At 70.2% G+C, this 16,880-nt stretch carries 11 protein-coding genes and 2 pseudogenes; 7 read left to right on the plus strand and 6 right to left on the minus strand.

What is annotated here, in order from left to right:
• Positions 1-59: 59 nt before the first annotated feature.
• Complete coding sequence (locus IF09_RS0111755) at positions 60-1,100, minus strand: LacI family DNA-binding transcriptional regulator (protein WP_030294676.1); 1,041 nt, start codon at positions 1,098-1,100, stop codon at positions 60-62.
• A gap of 437 nt (positions 1,101-1,537) precedes the next feature.
• Here IF09_RS0111755 and IF09_RS0111760 point away from each other — a divergent pair, with 437 nt between their 5' ends.
• The 4 genes from IF09_RS0111760 to IF09_RS0111775 all read left to right on the plus strand — a co-directional run bounded on the left by IF09_RS0111760 (position 1,538) and on the right by IF09_RS0111775 (position 6,579).
• On the plus strand, positions 1,538-2,899 hold the full coding sequence (locus IF09_RS0111760; RefSeq protein WP_030294677.1) for an ABC transporter substrate-binding protein: 1,362 nt from the start codon (positions 1,538-1,540) through the stop codon (positions 2,897-2,899).
• A 112-nt stretch (positions 2,900-3,011) separates the two neighbouring features.
• Positions 3,012-4,079 carry a carbohydrate ABC transporter permease gene (locus tag IF09_RS0111765; RefSeq protein ID WP_051832346.1) on the plus strand — a complete coding sequence of 356 codons (1,068 nt, stop codon included), beginning with the start codon at positions 3,012-3,014 and terminating at the stop codon, positions 4,077-4,079.
• A gap of 4 nt (positions 4,080-4,083) precedes the next feature.
• Positions 4,084-4,980, plus strand: coding sequence for a carbohydrate ABC transporter permease (locus tag IF09_RS0111770; protein ID WP_030294681.1), 897 nt, complete (start codon positions 4,084-4,086; stop codon positions 4,978-4,980).
• A gap of 105 nt (positions 4,981-5,085) precedes the next feature.
• Positions 5,086-6,579: a GH1 family beta-glucosidase gene (locus IF09_RS0111775; protein ID WP_051832347.1), complete on the plus strand. Its 1,494-nt coding sequence runs from the start codon at positions 5,086-5,088 to the stop codon at positions 6,577-6,579.
• A 248-nt stretch (positions 6,580-6,827) separates the two neighbouring features.
• Here the strand turns inward: IF09_RS0111775 and IF09_RS0111780 are convergent, their stop codons facing one another.
• Both IF09_RS0111780 and xylB read right to left on the minus strand, forming a co-directional pair.
• Entirely contained in the window at positions 6,828-8,039 is a 1,212-nt protein-coding gene (locus tag IF09_RS0111780) for an ROK family protein (protein WP_030294685.1), read from the minus strand.
• 13 nt (positions 8,040-8,052) lie between these two features.
• Complete coding sequence (gene xylB / locus IF09_RS0111785; RefSeq protein ID WP_030294687.1) at positions 8,053-9,483, minus strand: xylulokinase; 1,431 nt, start codon at positions 9,481-9,483, stop codon at positions 8,053-8,055.
• 93 nt (positions 9,484-9,576) lie between these two features.
• On the opposite strand from xylB, the gene xylA reads away from it, so the two are divergent.
• On the plus strand, positions 9,577-10,749 hold the full coding sequence (xylA, locus tag IF09_RS0111790; RefSeq protein ID WP_030294692.1) for a xylose isomerase: 1,173 nt from the start codon (positions 9,577-9,579) through the stop codon (positions 10,747-10,749).
• 207 nt (positions 10,750-10,956) lie between these two features.
• Here xylA and IF09_RS0111795 read toward each other — a convergent pair whose 3' ends face one another.
• The 3 genes and pseudogenes from IF09_RS0111795 to IF09_RS48450 all read right to left on the minus strand — a co-directional run.
• Positions 10,957-12,387, minus strand: a complete 1,431-nt coding sequence (locus IF09_RS0111795) for a non-reducing end alpha-L-arabinofuranosidase family hydrolase (protein ID WP_030294693.1) — start codon at positions 12,385-12,387, stop codon at positions 10,957-10,959.
• 749 nt (positions 12,388-13,136) lie between these two features.
• A pseudogene (locus IF09_RS46910) lies at positions 13,137-13,313 on the minus strand (ATP-binding protein); the annotation flags it as partial.
• A gap of 44 nt (positions 13,314-13,357) precedes the next feature.
• Positions 13,358-13,816, minus strand: a pseudogene (locus IF09_RS48450) (hypothetical protein); the annotation flags it as partial.
• 299 nt (positions 13,817-14,115) lie between these two features.
• Here IF09_RS48450 and chvE point away from each other — a divergent pair.
• Both chvE and mmsA read left to right on the plus strand, forming a co-directional pair.
• A complete protein-coding gene (gene chvE, locus IF09_RS0111800; RefSeq protein WP_030294694.1) occupies positions 14,116-15,210 on the plus strand; it encodes a multiple monosaccharide ABC transporter substrate-binding protein in 1,095 nt (364 codons plus the stop codon).
• A 103-nt stretch (positions 15,211-15,313) separates the two neighbouring features.
• The gene (mmsA, locus tag IF09_RS0111805; protein WP_030294696.1) at positions 15,314-16,879 is read left to right on the plus strand and encodes a multiple monosaccharide ABC transporter ATP-binding protein; all 1,566 of its coding nucleotides are present in this window, start codon (positions 15,314-15,316) and stop codon (positions 16,877-16,879) included.
• The last annotated feature ends 1 nt before the right edge of the window (position 16,880 follow it).

Genomic DNA, 16,880 nt, shown 5'->3' on the forward strand with positions numbered 1-16,880 from the left:
CTCGAGCCTCAGGCCCCAGCGGTACTGAGAATCGGCTCTCGGCTCTCGGCTCTCGGCTCTCAGGAGGAATCCCGCACGATCAGCTCCGTCGGAAGGACCCGACGTGGCTCCTCCCCCGCCACGGGACCGGCCTCGGGACTCTCCGCGAGCTTCTGGAGCAACAGCCGGGTCATCGTCCGGCCCATCTCCTCGATCGGCTGGCGCACGCTCGTCAGCGGCGGGTCCATCAGCCGGGCCACCGTCGAATCGTCCACCCCGACCAGCGCCACGTCCTCCGGGACCCGCCGCCCCGCCTCACGCAGCACCCCACGCGCACCGGCCGCCATCACATCCGACGCGGCGAAGACCGCATCCAGCCCGGGATCACGTGCCAGGAGCTCACGCATCGCCAGCCGTCCGCCCGCCTCGGTGAAGTCCCCGGCCGCAACCAGCGACTCGTCGGGCAGGATCCCCGCCTCGGCGAGCCCCGCACGGTAGCCGCCCAGACGCGCCCGGGCCACGTACATGTCCAACGGCCCACTGATCGTCGCGATCCGGCTCCGGCCCTGCCCCACCAGGTGGGCGACGGCCGCCCGGCCCGCACCGATGTTGTCGGAGTCCACATAGGCCACCGGCTCGGCCTCCGATCGCCGCCCGTTCATGACGACCGGCACCCCCAGCCTCGCGATCCGGTCGGGCAGCGGGTCATCACCATGCACCGATGCCAGCAGCACACCGTCGACCCGCTGCGCGGCCAGATAGTGCTCGAACCGCTGCCGCTCCGCTTCCGTACGGACCAGCGTGAGCAGCAACTGCTTGTCCGCCTCGGCCAGCTCGGCGCTCACGCCGCGGATCAGGTCGAGGAAGTACGGCTCCGAGAACAGCCGGGCCTCCGTCTCCGGAATGACCAGGGCCACCGCGTCGGTCCGGCTGCCGGCCAGCGCCCTGGCCGCCTGGTTGGGTACGTACCCGAGCTCTGCGACGGCGCGGGCTACGGCATCCTTGGCCCGCTCGCTCACCCGCGGCGAGCCGTTGATGACGCGGGAGACCGTGCCCCGGCCGACACCGGCCAGGGCCGCGACCTCGTCCAGAGTGGGCCTGCCGCTCTGCCGTCCGCTCACGCTCTTGAACTCCCCTCGTGCGCCATCGCACTCCGCGCCGGGCGCGAGCCCGGCCGGCTGATCAAGTATGACGGTGCACCCGCCCGTAGCCGAGGACCACGTTACGCCGATCACGTATGGGAGCGCTCCCACACTACTCTCAATCCCCTCCCGACACCATGGTCACGTACACAACCAGGCCAAGGGCAGCGCCCCAGCACGGCCCGCACTCCAGAAGGAGGCCGCACGCCCCAGAGGCCTCCGCGTAATAAATTCGCATTCATCTCTTGACACCGCCACCCGCCAAGCAGCAACCTTCCGGCAATACGTGGGAGCGCTCCCACATCGGGGGTGCGACCACGACCCTGCACATCAGGTGCGGGCGCCCCTGGCCGAGCCGCGACAGCCCGCCGGGCCCATGGCGCACACCGAGCAGCACCTTGGACGAGGAGAGTGGAATGCGTACTCCCAGCAGCAGACACGGACGCGGACGCCGCACCGCGATCAACGCGATCGCCGCGGTCGCCGTCGTGGCGACCGGTACGGCCCTGCTCACCGGCTGCGGCGGTGACAGCGCCACGGGCAAGGGCGACGGCGCAGCCGACGGCGAGCAGATCACGCTGCGGATCGGTACCTTCGGCTCCTTCGGCTACGACGATGCGACCGGGGCCAAGCTCTACGCCGAGTACACGAAGGCGCACCCGAACATCAAGATCGAAGAGTCGAACGTCGCGGACGGCCAGAAGTACTGGGACACGCTCAAGCTGCGCCTCTCCCGCGACAGCGGTCTCGCGGACATCCAGGCCCTGGAGGTCGGATACATCGCGGAGGCGACCGGGCCCGCCATGGCCGACAAGTGGGCCGACCTCGGCAAGACCGGCGGCGCGGACCTCAGCGGGTTCCTCGACTGGAAGGTCAAGCAGGCCACCACGGGCGACGGCAAGGTCATCGGCCTCGGTACGGACATCGGTCCGATGGCCATCTGCTACAACAAGGACCTGTTCGCCGCGGCCAAGCTGCCGACCGACCGAGCCGAGGTCGCGAAGCTGTGGGCCGGCGACTGGGCGAAGTTCATCGCCACCGGCGAGAGGTACAAGACCAACGCCCCGGAAGGCACCGCCTTCCACGACTCCGCGAGCGGTCTGTTCAACGCCGTGATCTCCAGCGAGCCGGTGCAGTACGCCAACGCCAAGGGCGAGCTGGACTACGCGAACAGCCCGGGCGTGAAGAAGGCGTGGGACACCGCCGTGGCGGCGGCGAAGGGTGAACTGACGGCGAAGCTCCGCCAGTTCGATGAGAAGGGCACGTGGAACGCGGCGTTCAAGAACTCGAGGTTCGCCACCGTGGCCTGCCCGAGCTGGATGACGGGCATCATCAAGGACCAGGCGGGCCCGGAGAACCAGGGGAAGTGGGACATCGCCGCACCCCCCGTGACCGGGAACTGGGGCGGCTCCTTCCTCGCCGTCCCGAAGTCGGGCAAGCACGCCAAGGAGGCGGCCGAGCTCGCCGCCTGGCTCACCGCTCCGGCCCAGCACACCAAGGTCTTCGGCGTGAACGGCAACATCCCCTCCTCCAAGGACACGTTGGCCTCCCCCGTCGTTCAGGACGCCAAGCTGCCGTACTTCGGCGACACCCCGGTCGGCAAGATCTACTCGCAGGCCGCGGCCGACATCACGCCCGCTCCGATCAGCCGCTGGGACGGCCAGGTGAAGACCTTCCTCACCGACAACGGCATCCTCGACATCGAGCAGCGCGGCACCGACCCGGCCAAGGCCTGGGAGAACGTCAAGAAGCTGGTCGCCGACAAGATCGACCAATAACGGGGCAGTGCGAGGGTCCGCCGCCACCCGCTGCCTCCCCGCGTGTGGTGGCGGGCCGTCGACCGTCCGCACCACCGCATCACTGCACGCATCGACCTGGAAGGAAACCCCCGTGGCCACCTCCGTACGGGCGACGGGTGGCGGCTCCGCGCCGCCCGCCGCACAAGCCGCGGGCTCCAGCGCCGGCCCCGGCTCCCACAGGCAGCGGCCGTCCGGCCGGAGCGGTTGGCGCAGCACGCTCTACCGCCTCGATCTGAAGGCGATCCCGTACGTCTTCATCGCCCCCTTCTTCCTCACCTTCGCCGCCTTCGGGCTCTTCCCTCTGATCTACACGGGCTGGCTCTCGCTCCACCGGGTCGAACTGGGCGGCACCGCCCAGTGGAAGGGAATGGAGAACTACAGCGCCCTGGCGACGAGCGAGTTCTTCTGGAACGCGCTCGCCAACACCTTCACCATCGGCGTGCTCTCGACCGTTCCGCAGCTGCTGATGGCCCTCGGCCTGGCCCATCTGCTCAACTACCGGCTGCGCGGCCGCAGCTTCTTCCGTGTCGCGGTCCTCGCCCCGTACGCCACCTCGATCGCGGCGGCGACGCTCGTCTTCGCCCAGCTCTTCAACACCGACTACGGCCTGATCAACACGGTCCTCGGCTGGCTCGGCTTCGACCCGGTCGCCTGGGAGTCCTCCAAGTGGCCCTCTCAGATAGCGATTTCGGTGATCGTGACCTGGCGCTGGACGGGCTACAACGCGCTCATCTACCTGGCGGCGATGCAGGCCGTGCCGCAGGACCTCTACGAGGCCGCGGCGTTGGACGGGGCATCGCGCTGGCGCCAGTTCCTCAGCGTGACCATCCCCTCGATCCGGCCGACGATCCTGTTCACCGTCATCGTCTCCACCATCGGTGCCACCCAGCTCTTCGGCGAGCCGATGCTCTTCGGTGGCAGCGTCGGCATCAGCGGCGGCAGCGGAAACCAGTTCCAGACCCTGAGCCTGCTCATGTACGAGAAGGGGTGGGTGACCGGCGCACTGGGCCAAGCCTCCGCCATCGCCTGGGTCATGCTGCTCCTCCTGCTGCTCATCGGTGGCATCCAGGCCCTGATCACCCGCTCGAACCACGACCGCGACCGTAGGCGCAGCCGCGGCAGCCGCGCCGGCCACCTGCGCAAGAAGGCGGGGAGCTGACCCCATGGCCCACGCACTCGACACGACGACCACCGCCAGGGCGCCGCGCGCCGGCCGTTTCCGCCAGTCGGCGGGCCGCCAGCACCACGCGGGACCACTGACCTACGTCCTGCTGGGCCTGGCAGCCCTCGTCTCCCTCTTCCCGCTGTACTGGAACCTCGTCGCCGCCTCCCATTCGGGCGAGCGCGTCGTCGAGGCCCCGGCCCCGCTCCTGCCCGGTCCCCGGCTCTTCGACAACCTCTCCTTCGCCTGGAACCAGGTCGACATGGGCGAGGCACTGGTCAACACCACGATCGTGGCCGGGCTCGTGGCCCTGTCCACCGTCCTGTTCTCCACCCTGGCCGGCTTCGCCTTCGCCAAGCTGCCGTTCAAGGGCCGGGGCGCCATGCTGACGCTCGTGGTGGCGACCATGACGATCCCGCCGCAGCTCAGCGTGATCCCGCTCTACCAGGTCATCACCGATCTCGGCTGGGTCGACCAGCTCCAGTCGGTCGTGCTGCCGTCGCTGGTCGCCGCCTTCGGCGTGTTCTTCATGCGCCAGTACCTCCTCGAGGCGCTGCCCGTGGAGCTGGTGGAGGCGGCCCGGATGGACGGCGCACACAGCCTGCGCATCATCTGGCACGTGGTGTTCCCGGTGGCCCGGCCCGCGATGGCTGTCCTCGGGATGCTCGTCTTCGTCCAGGCCTGGAACGACTTCTTCTGGCCCTTCATCGCCCTGACCCCCGACGGGAACCCCACCCTGCAGGTCGCCCTGGCCGGCCTCGGCGCGGGCAACCACACGGTGGACCAGGCCGTCGTGCTGACCGGCGCGCTCATCTCCACCCTGCCGCTGCTCCTGGTCTTCGCCGTCCTCGGCAAGCACATCGTGGGCGGCATCACCGCCGGCGCCGTCAAGAACTGACGGCGTCCGTCGAGGACGGGCGGCCCGTCGATGAGTTCGCCCCGTCTTCCGGCACCGCTTCATCCGGCACGACTTCATCCACACCTGCGTTGGGAGCGCTCTCCTATGACCGCGTCCGAGACCCGGCCACTCACCGCCGCCCGCACCTTCCCGTCCGATTTCCTGTGGGGCACGGCCACCGCCGCCTACCAGATCGAAGGCGCCGCCCGAAAGGACGGCCGGACGCCATCCGTCTGGGACACCTTCTCCCACACCCCCGGCAAGGTCTTCGAGGGACACACCGGCGACGTGGCCGTCGACCACTACCACCGGTTCCGAGAAGACGTCCGCCTCATGTCCGAACTGGGCCTGGGTGCCTACCGGTTCTCCGTATCCTGGTCACGCGTCCAGCCGACCGGCCGGGGCCCCGCCGTCCAGAAGGGCCTCGACTTCTACCGCCGGCTCGTCGACGAACTGCTCGCGGTCGGCATCACACCCGCCCTCACCCTCTACCACTGGGACCTGCCCCAGCACCTGGAGGACGCGGGCGGCTGGCCCGAGCGCGCGACCGCCGAACGGTTCGCCGAGTACGCGGGCCTCGTAGCCGATGCCCTCGGAGACCGGGTGAAGCGATGGACCACGCTCAACGAGCCCTGGTGCAGCGCCTTCCTCGGCTACGCCTCCGGCGTCCACGCTCCGGGCCGCACGAACCCGGTCGCCGCCCTGCGCGCGGCCCACCACCTCAACCTCGGTCACGGCCTCGCCGCCCAGGCCCTCCGGGCCGCACTGCCCGGGGACGCTCAGCTCGCGGTCTCCCTCAACCTCCACGCGGTCCGCCCCCTGACCTCCTCGCCCGAGGACGGGGAAGCGGCCCGCCGCATCGATGCCGTCGGCAACCGGATCTGGCTCGGCCCGATGCTGGAGGGCGCCTATCCCCAGGACCTGTTCGCGGACACTTCGCACCTGACCGACTGGTCCTTCGTCCAGGACGGCGACACCGCGACGATCCACCAGCCCCTGGACCTCCTCGCCGTCAACTACTACACCCCGACGGTCGTCTCGCATGTGGCACCGGGCGACCAGAAGCCGCAGGACGACGGCCACGGCAACAGCGAGCACTCTCCCTGGCCCGGCGCGGACGACGTCGCCTTCCACCAGGCACCGGGCGAACGCACCGCGATGGGCTGGCCGGTCGATGCCGGGGCGCTCTACGACCTGCTCACCCGCACCGCCGCCCGCTATCCCCGCCTGCCGCTCGTCATCAGCGAGAACGGCGCCGCGTACGAGGACGAGATCGGCCCCGACGGCACGGTCCACGACCCGCAACGCGCCGCCTACATCCACGCCCACCTCGAGGCCGTACACCGGGCGATCACGGACGGGGTGGACGTACGCGGCTACTTCCTCTGGTCATTGCTCGACAACTTCGAGTGGTCCTACGGCTACGCCAAACGGTTCGGCGCCATCCACGTCGACTACGACACTCTGCAGCGCACGCCCAAGTCGAGCGCGCACTGGTACGCCCGGGTGGCCCGTACGGGAGAGCTGCACGCTCCCGGTGGCGTGTGGCCCACGCAAGCCTCACCGATCCGCGGTGGACGAGGTACGTCAGGAGGATGAACGCGGTGGATCCTCACCCCCTGGGCCGGGGGGAGCCGCCGCGCTGCCGTCATCGGCGGCTTGGAACGGCAAGAGTGAGCCACCATCACCTTCGGTCGGGGCGCTGTGGACCGCTCGAAGCGCCGCCCGGCACGGCACCTCGTCGCGTGGTGGCAGTAGCCGAGTACGTCCAGTACCAGGGCACTGCTCCGCCTCGCGATGCACCGCACCGGACGACGCGGAAACGCACCCCACTTCCCCGAGGCCGCTCAGCGGGCGGGCAGGCGGGTGGGATCGGCGATGATCTGCCGGACGGTCGACCATGCCGCGCCCAGCACCGGTCCGCGCCGGCCCAGGGCGGAGGAGCGTACCGCCTCCGGGGTCCAGGGCCGGACGGTGATCCGGGCGGCGAGTTCGGCGCGGATGGACGGGAGGAGCCATTCGGCGAGTTCGGCGTAGGCGCCGCCCAGAACGAGGCCGTCCGGGTCGATCAGGTTCACCGCCGAGGTGAGGGCGAGGCCCAGGGCCCGTCCTGCGCGGTCCAGGGCGCGCAGGGTCGCCGCGTCCCCGGCGCCCGCCCGCTCGGCCAGCAGCGCCACCGGGTCGCCGACGGGCGCGAGCCCGGCCTCGCGCAGGACGGCCGCTTCGCCCGCGTACTGCTCCAGGCAGCCGCGGGCCCCGCAGGCGCAGCGGGCGCCCTCCGGGTGGACGGGCAAGTGGCCGAGTTCGCCGGCGAAGCCGCGGGCGCCCCGGAACAGCTGCCCGCCGACGACCAGTGCGGCGCCGATTCCGGCTTCGGCGGAGACGTGTACGAAGGTCTCGGCGGGGTGTCCCTGGTGCCATTGCTCGGCCAGCGCCCCGAGGTTGGCCTCGTTCTCCGGCTCGGGCACGGTGTCGGGGTCGGGCCAGTGGTCGGCGGGGCGGACGGCTTGCCAGCCGAGGTTGGGGGCGTGTCCGACCAGCCCGCTCGGCTCGTTCGGCACCACCCCCGGCACGGCCAGGACCCGGCCCGCGACGTGCAGGCCGAGAGCGGCGGCCTCCGCCTCCGCCTCGGCGCCCAGCGCGGCGGCCTCCGCCAGCACCTGCCCGGCCGGCCGGCCCGCGTTGGCCCGCTCCACCCGACGCCAGACCCGGGATTCACCGCGCAGGTCCACCACGCACGCGGCGAGATGGGTGACGCCGATCTCCAGGCCGAGGCCCGCGGGACCACGGTCGCTCAGCTCCAGTGCCCGTCCGGGGCGGCCGACCCGTCCGCTGGGCGCGGTCTCCGTCTCGGTCAGCGCTCCGCGACCGATGAGCTCGTCGACCAGGGAGGAGACGGCCGGCCTCGTCAGGCCCGTGTGCCCGGCGACGTCCGCCCGGGAGAGCGGGCCGTGCGCGGCGACGGCGCCGATCACCACCGCGAGGTTCTGCCGGCGCATCCCCTGCTGCGAGGCGGGCGCGGCCTCCCCGCCCCCGCTCGCCCTGCCTATCCCGGTCATGGAGCCGGCCCTCCTATCGCTCTCCCGGCGGGACCTCCTGCAACGCCCGCGCCCGCCGCAGCGTACTGGTGATCCGTTCGAGCGTGTCGTCGTCACGGGTCACGGGTTCCAGCACCCGGCCCGCGGCGGTCCCCCAACGCCGGGCGACGGCGTCGGCGGGCTCACCCGTGAGCAGTGCAGCGGCCTGGGCGGCGGCCCCGAGCGCGACCGGTTCCCGCATCTCGGGCACCTGGACCGCTCGGCCGGACAGCCGCAGGACGGTCTGCTGCCAAGCCCTGCCGCGGGCTCCGCCGCCGATCAGCAGCAGTGGTTCCTCGGGGGCGGGGTTCTCGCCTCCGGCACGCAGTACGTCGCCCAGGGCCGTGAGCAGGGCGTGGGCGGCGCCGTCGTACGCGGCCTGGAGCAGCTGCCCGGGTGTGGTGTCGTGGCACAGGCCGTGGACCAGGCCGGAAGCGCCCGGGAGGTCCGGAGTGCGCTCGCCGTCCAGGTAGGGAAGGACCACCACCGTGCCGCCCGCCTCGACGTCCTCGCGGTCGCGGCCGACGAGGGCGGCGAAGCGGTCGACGGCGAGGGTGCAGTTGAGCGTGCAGGCGAGCGGCAGCCAGCCGCCGAGGGCGTCGGCGAAGCCGGCGACGGTTCCGCTCGGGTCGGCGGGCCGGGTCCGGCCGACGGCGTAGACGGTGCCGGAGGTACCGAGGCTCAGCACCGGCCGTCCGGGGGTCAGGCCCAGCCCGAGGGCGGCGGCCATGTTGTCACCGGTCCCGGTGGCGACCAGCGCGCCCTCGCGCAGTGGCATCCCGGCCCGGACGGCGCCCGCCAGGGCGCCCGGCGGGAGGACCTGTGGCAGCAGCCCGGGGTCGAGGCCGATCCGGCCGAGGACGTCCTGGTCGTAGCCGTCCGGGCCCCACCAGCCGGTTCCCGACGCGTCGCCGCGGTCTGTCACCGCCTCGCCGGTCAGCCGCTCCGTCAGGAAGTCGTGGGGAAGGCGGACGGCCGCGACGCGGTCGGCGGCGGCGCGCTCGTTCGCGTGGAGCCAGGCCCATTTGGCGGACGTGAAGGCGGCCGTCGGGACGCTGCCGGTGCGGCGGGCGAGCTCTGCCGGGCCGAGAGCGGCTGCGAGTTCGGCGGCCTGTGGGGCGGAGCGGACGTCGTTCCACAGCAGCGCCGGGCGCACCGGCCGGCCGGCCGGGTCGAGGGTGACCAGGCCGTGCTGCTGGCCGGCGATCGAGCAGGCGGCGGCGCGATCCGCCCAGCCGGTGTCCGCCATGGCCTCGCCGAGCGCCCGCCACCACTGTTCGGGGTCGCTCTCGCGTCCGGCGCCCGCGCTGACGGCGTGCGGGGCGCGGCCGTCGCCCAGGACGGCGCCGGTTTCCACGTCGACGGCGAGGGCCTTGGTGGACTGGGTCGAGCTGTCGACACCGATCACGACACGCTGAGCAGACATGCGTTTCCTCCGGCGGGGTTCCCTCTTGCGTCTCGGCATACTAATTTGTTTTTCGTCATTACAAATAGTCCTCGGCCTGATCCGGAGCGCCTCATGACCAGCGACCCGCTCGTCCCCACCCCCGCGCACAGGTTCACCTTCGGCCTGTGGACCGTGGGCTGGCAGGGGCGGGACCCCTTCGGCGACGCCACCCGGCCCGCCCTCGACCCGGTCGAGACCGTGGAGCGGCTGGCCGAGCTCGGCGCCTACGGCGTCACGTTCCACGACGACGACCTGATCCCCTTCGCCGTCGGCGACGCCGCCCGCGAGCAGGCGGTCAAGCGCTTCCGCACCGCACTCGACACGGCCGGGCTGAAGGTGCCGATGGCCACCACCAACCTCTTCACCCACCCGGTGTTCAAGGACGGCGCCTTCACCGCCAACGACCGGGACGTGCGCCGGTACGCACTGCGCAAGACGATCCGCAACATCGACCTGGCCGTGGAACTCGGCGCCTCGGTCTACGTCGCCTGGGGCGGCCGCGAGGGCGCGGAGTCGGGCGCGGCCAAGGACGTGCGCACCGCTCTCGACCGGCTGAAGGAGGCCTTCGACCTGCTGGGCGAGTACGTCGAGAGCCAGGGTTACGATCTGCGCTTCGCGATCGAGCCCAAGCCCAACGAGCCGCGCGGCGACATCCTGCTGCCCACCATCGGCCACGCCCTGGCGTTCATCAACGAGTTGGACCGGCCCGAGCGGGTGGGCCTCAACCCGGAGGTCGGCCACGAGCAGATGGCCGGGCTGAACTTCCCGCACGGCATCGCCCAGGCCCTTTGGCACGGCAAGCTGTTCCACATCGACCTCAACGGCCAGACCGGCATCAAGTACGACCAGGACCTGCGCTTCGGTGCGGGCGACCTGCGCCAGGCCTTCTGGCTGGTCGACCTGCTGGAGTCGGCCGGCTACGACGGCCCCCGTCACTTCGACTTCAAACCGCCGCGCACCGAGGACTCCGCCGGCGTCTGGGCCTCGGCGGCCGGCTGCATGCGCAACTACCTGCTCCTGGCGGAGCGTTCCCGCGCCTTCCGGTCCGATCCGGAGGTCCTGGCCGCGCTCGCCGCCTCCCGGCTGCCCGAACTCGCCCTTCCCACCGCCGGGGACGGCCTGGCCGGGCTACTGGCCGACCCGTCCGCCTTCGAGGAATTCGACGCCGATGCCGCCGCCCGCCGCGGCATGGCCTTCGAACAGCTGGACCAGCTCGCCCTCGAACACCTCCTCGGAGCCCGCTGAGCCGATGTGCGCGCAAGCCGGGCCGTGGCGTTCCACGGGCCGGCTCCGCTACGCCTTCGGCGGTGCGGTCGGGGGCGATGCCGATGACGCGCACGAGATCGACGCCGGAGACAGGTGCCCTGCGCCGGAGCGACCCGCACGCGATGGCAGCGCGCGGGTCGCATTCGGCGGACCGCACCACATCGCGACCACCGTGGATCGGGCGGGTCAGCGCTGCAGGGTGAGCAGACCCGGCCGGTACGGCAGCTTCAGGTAGTCGGTGTTCTCCGGTGTGGTGGTGGGGAGGCCCTGGTAGAGGAACTGCAGGTTGCAGGGATCGATGGTCATGGTCTGGTCGGGGTTGTTGCGGACCAGGTCACCGTGGCTGACGCCCTTGGCCCAGGTGGAACCGCTGTTGGCCTGACCCGCGAAGGGGCTGCTCTCGCTGCCGGCCTGGACGGTCCACGGACCGTTCAGGCTGGAGGCGGTGAACGAGCGGAAGTAGCGGTTCGAACCCTGCGCCTCGACGATCATGAGGTACTGGTTCCGGCCCTGGACCTTGTAGACCTCCGGCGCCTCGAACAGAAGGTCCGTCGCGTCGCTCATGACCGTCGTGTACGAGGAACCGAAGTTGCCCGGGAAGTTCCCGATCGGCATGCTCGCCCGGTAGATCTTGCCGTTGTCGGCGGCGAAGAACAGGTACATGTTCTGGTCGTCGGCGATCATGGTCGGGTCGATCGGGGCGTCCCTCCGGTCCCCGGGTCCCACGGGCAGGCTGCCGGTGAACAGCGGCTGCGCGGCGGACCAGCCGTTGGGGTTGGTGGGGTCGCTCGAGGTGCGGTAGTAGAGCGGCCACTGACTCCACTGGGACACCATCACCCAGACGTCCTTGGGCGCGAAGTAGAACAGTTCGGGCGCCACCGCAGGTTCGTTCATCCTGGTCTGCGTGGCCGCCCCCATGTCCGACCAGTTCGTAAAGGGGCTGAACGCCGTCGAGCCCCATGCCGTTCCGTTGGAGGTGGTCGCGTAGACCAGGTGCTTGCCGTTGTACGTGGTGGTGGAGAAGTCCTTCAGCGCCAGCTGCCCGTTGGCCGGCTGCGCCAGCGGAGCCGTCGAGGTCCACCGGTAGGCCGACGGAAGAGCACACGCGTTGCTCACCCCGGACAGGCCGGTCCACTTCTGGTTGCTGCCACCGTGGCACGACCAGATCTGCACCCCCGTGCCGTTGGCCGTACCCCAGCCCGAGACCTCCAGGCACAGCCCGGACCGCACGCCGACGATCGTGCCGTCGGGGTTCACCCGCCACTGCTGGTTCTCACTGCCGTTGCACGTCCAGATCTGCACCGGGGTCCCGGACGTGGTGGCACCGCCCCGGACATCCAGACACTTGTTGCCGTACACGGTCAGCTGGCTGTTGTCCGTCAACGTCCACTGCTGATTGACTCCACCGTGACAGTCCCAGATGTGCACGTTTGCACCGTCCGACTGGCTGAAGCCCGCCACATCGAGACAGCGGCCGGAGGCAACACCGCGCAAGTCGCTGGTGGTGGCCGCCTGAGCCGGGCCGGCGACGAGCAGCGCCGCCAACGCGGTCAGGGCCAGGGCCGCGGCGGCGAGCACCGCGGACAGGCGGCTGCGGCTGGAACTTCGTCTGCGCATTGAGATCTCCTTTGTGACCGGATGAGCTGTCAGACGGTTGAGGCAGGGGCGACCTGCCCTCGGCACCTACGGATCCGGCCGCACGGCGTGTCGCAGCGGCGGAACGACGGAGCGGCGACAAGGGGTGGCCCCTGAGGGTGGTGGGGGACGCCGGAGCATTGTTAGCGCTAACAATTTGCAGCTCGCACATCGGCGTTGGAGGCAGGAGACCAGGGGCCTGAGCGACTGTCAAGATCTTCTGCAAGATTCCGTCGGGTCACTGAAGCAACATCAGGACGGTCGACTGCAAGGAGAGTTGATGAAGTCGAGGCCCAGCAAGTCGACCTCGCCCCGTAGCAGGACCGCACTGCCCACCTGAAGTCGTGTCCGGCCGGCAAACGCGGTCAGGCGGTCGGGGCCGGCGAAGGCGACAGCTCACCGCCGGTCGCGGCGACGAACTCCGCACCAAGAGAGCGCCCCCATGCCGGGCATCGTGAGGCCTCGGCGTCCTGGTGCCGGCGGAACCGGGTTTCGATTCGGCCGTCGAGTTCGGCCACTTCGTCGCTGTGGGCGGCTACCGAGCGGGCGACGAGCTCGGGTGCCCAGCTCTCCCGTTTGGTGGCCGCTTCAGTCCCGTAACGTCGGTTCTCTGTCCTCATTCACTGAAGGTCTTCGAGGTCAGGATGATCGAGCCCTGTTCTTAGCGCTTTGAGATCACCTGGAAGACCAGGTGGCCTCAGCCCAGGCCGCAGCCGCGAGAGCGACGGCGATAGGCCCGGTGGCCCGAGCAGGGCGGCGTTGGCCTTGGCCTCGACGAAGGAGAGGGTGGCGAAGTCCTTGATCTTGCGCAGGTCGACCTCGGGCTGCAATGAAGAGTCGTAATCGCCCAGTGTTTTGTGGTGCGGGAGCTTCGAGATCCGCAGACCGGTGCGGAAGCGGCGATCGTCAGTTCTGTCTCGTCGTTCATGACGCGGCCGGACAGCAGCCGCTTTCGGTCCGCGTCGATCACCACCGCGTGGTGATGCTTCTTGCCGATATCCAGGCCGGCCCAGACCTCGGGCACGATTCCCTTCGCCAGCTCGTTGTCACACTGTTCCCGCAGCCGACCTCGCCGACGTCGTCTTACAAGCGACCGAGTCGCGACACCATGGGACCCTCGGCCAGCTACTGAATCCGACCGCGGCGCGCGGCACGGACCTGGCGCGCCGGGCCACCGGGCAGCGGGGTCGGGCCGGTGGTCCAGCTCCCGGAATTTCCGCGCGCATCCGCTCCCGCACGCCGGACCATGCATACGGGGCGGGCCCCTCGAAACCCCGCCATGCTCCCGTCCTCGAGCAGACGAGCGGTCGGCGGTAGAGGCAGGAGGCGGTGGGCAGGAGGCGGTAGGCAGGAGGCCGCGAGCGGGGGGCAGGCGGGTGCCAGCACCGAGACCCGGTCCACTCGCGGACATGCCTCACCCCAGCCGCAGAAGCCGCCGCTTGCGGTCGGCCCGCCCCGCACGTGTTCGGTGCGGAGCCGCATCGCGGAGAACGGCGATCCCCACGCCGTCGTTGCCCCGACGGCGATCCGAACAGACCCTTGACGGACCACTTGTGAGCGTTAACACTCAGGTATCGCCAGGCCGGAGCCGCTGCAAAACCGGACCTCGCACAGCGCGAGGAAACGACTCCCGGCCGGCCCGGCTCGACCGCTTCCCGTTCTCCCAGCCGGGTCGCACTGTGCCGGTCGCGGAACATCACTGGAGGAAGTGTGCGGAAGCTTTCAGCGAGCCTTGTCACCCTGGGCCTGACGCTGTCGCTGGCAGCCTGCGGCCAGAGCGCCAACGGAGCAGGCGAGGCCGGGGGCGGCGGGGATGCCAAGGGCGGCCTCATCGGCATCGCGATGCCGACCAAGTCGTCGGAACGCTGGATCAACGACGGCAACAACATGGTCCACGAGTTCCAGGCCAAGGGTTACAAGACCGACCTCCAGTACGGCGACAACGTCGTGGAGAACCAGGTCTCCCAGGTGGAGAACATGATCACCAAGGGGGCCAAGCTGCTGGTGATCGCCGCCATCGACGGTTCCTCGCTCACCAACGTGCTGCAGAAGGCCGCCGACGCCCACGTCCCGGTCATCTCCTACGACCGGTTGATCCGCGGCACCGGGAACGTCGACTACTACGCGACCTTCGACAACTACAAGGTCGGCGTCCTCCAGGGCAGTTACATCGTCGACAAGCTCGGCCTCAAGGACGGCAAGGGTCCCTTCAACATCGAGCTGTTCGCCGGCTCACCGGACGACAACAACGCCGCGTTCTTCTACAACGGCGCGATGAGCGTCCTCAAGCCGTACATCGACGACAAGAAGCTGGTCGTACAGAGCGGTCAGACCTCCCTCAACCAGATCGCCACCCTGCGCTGGGACGGCGGTCTCGCCCAGTCCCGGATGGACAACCTGCTGAGCAAGTCGTACACCGCCGCCCGCGTCGACGCCGTGCTCTCGCCGTACGACGGCATCTCGATCGGCATCATCTCCTCACTCAAGGGCGTCGGCTACGGCGCCGGCCAGCCGCTGCCCGTCGTCACGGGCCAGGACGGCGAGCTGGCCTCGGTGAAGTCGATCATCGCGGGCGAGCAGACACAGACCGTCTACAAGGACACCCGCCAACTGGCCAAGGCCGCCGTCCAGATGGGTGACGCGCTGCTGACCGGCGGCAAGCCCGAGGTCAATGACACCAGCCAGTACGACAACGGCGTCAAGACCGTACCGGCGCAGCTGCTCCAGCCGGTCAGCGTCGACAAGGAGAACTACCGGAAGGTCCTGGTGGACAGCGGCCAGTACACCGCGGACCAGCTCAAGTAGCCCACGGAGTCCGACCGGCGGGTCCGGCGGCGACGAAACGGCGGTGCGACGCCCGGGAGACCGCCCGGGCACCGCACCGCCCCGACGATACGGATGCACAACCATGGCCCGACCCGTTCTCGAGATGCGGTCGATCAGCAAGACGTTCCCCGGTGTCAAGGCCCTCTCCGAGGTCAACCTGACCGTCGGCGCCGGTGAGGTGCACGCCGTCTGCGGTGAGAACGGCGCCGGCAAGTCCACGCTGATGAAGGTACTCAGCGGGGTCCACCCCCACGGCGGCTACCAGGGCGAGATCTACTTCGAGGGCGAGCCCTGCCGGTTCCGGGACATCCGGGCCAGCGAGCAGCGCGGCATCGTCATCATCCACCAGGAACTCGCGCTGGTGCCCTACCTGTCCATCGCCGAGAACATCTTCCTCGGCAATGAGCACGCCACCCGGGGCGTCATCAGCTGGCACCGGACGCTGACCCACGCCGCCGCACTGATCCGGCAGGTCGGACTCGAGGAGAGCCCGCACACCAGGGTCGCCGATCTCGGCGTGGGCAAACAGCAGTTGGTCGAGATCGCCAAGGCGCTCGCCAAGAAGGTCAAGCTGCTCATCCTGGACGAGCCGACGGCCGCCCTGAACGACGAGGACAGCCGCAAGCTGCTCGATCTGATCCTCGAACTCAAGGCCCAGGGCATCTCCTGCATCCTCATCTCGCACAAGCTGAACGAGATCGCCCGGGTCGCCGACGCCGTCACCATCCTGCGCGACGGGCGGACCATCGAAACCATAGCGATCGGTCCAGGGGGCATCTCCGAGGAGCGGATCATCCGCGGCATGGTCGGGCGCGACCTGGAACACCGCTACCCCGAGCGGCAGCCCTACTCGGCACCAGGGGCGGAGATCGGCGAGGTCGCCTTCGAGATCGAGGACTGGAGCGTCCAACACCCCATCGACCACCGGCGCAAGGTGGTCGACGGCGTCTCGCTCCACGTCCGTCGGGGGGAGATCGCCGGCATCGCCGGCCTCATGGGCGCCGGCCGCACCGAACTGGCCATGAGCGTCTTCGGCCGCTCGTACGGACGGTGGACCGGCGGCCGGGTGCGGCTGCACGGCCGGGAGGTCCGTACCCGGACGGTGCCGGAGGCGATCGGGCACGGTATCGCGTACGTGACCGAGGACCGCAAGCAGCTCGGCCTCAACCTCAACGACGACATCAGTCGGAACATCTCGCTGAGCGCCCTCGGCAAGGTCGCCCGGCGGGGCTGGGTCGACCGGCACGAGGAGGCGCGGATCGCCGAATCGTTCCGGCGGACCATGAACATCAAGGCCCCCTCGGTGTTCGCGGAGACCGGCAAGCTCAGCGGCGGCAACCAGCAGAAGGTCGTCCTCAGCAAGTGGATCTTCGCCGAGCCGGAGGTGCTGATCCTCGACGAGCCCACCCGGGGCATCGACATCGGTGCCAAGGCGGAGATCTACACCGTCATCGCCGAACTCGCCGCCCAGGGCAAGACGGTACTCGTCATCTCCTCCGAACTCCCCGAACTCCTGGGCCTGTGCGACCGGATCTACACGATGGCCGAAGGCCGGATCACCGGTGAAGTGAGCCGTGCGGACGCCACCCAGGAATCCCTCATGCGGCTCATGACCATGAGTGCAGCATCCCCCGACAAGCAGGTGTGAG

The organism is Streptomyces katrae (assembly GCF_000717655.1).
In the GTDB taxonomy this organism is placed as follows: Bacteria; Actinomycetota; Actinomycetes; order Streptomycetales; family Streptomycetaceae; genus Streptomyces; species Streptomyces katrae_B.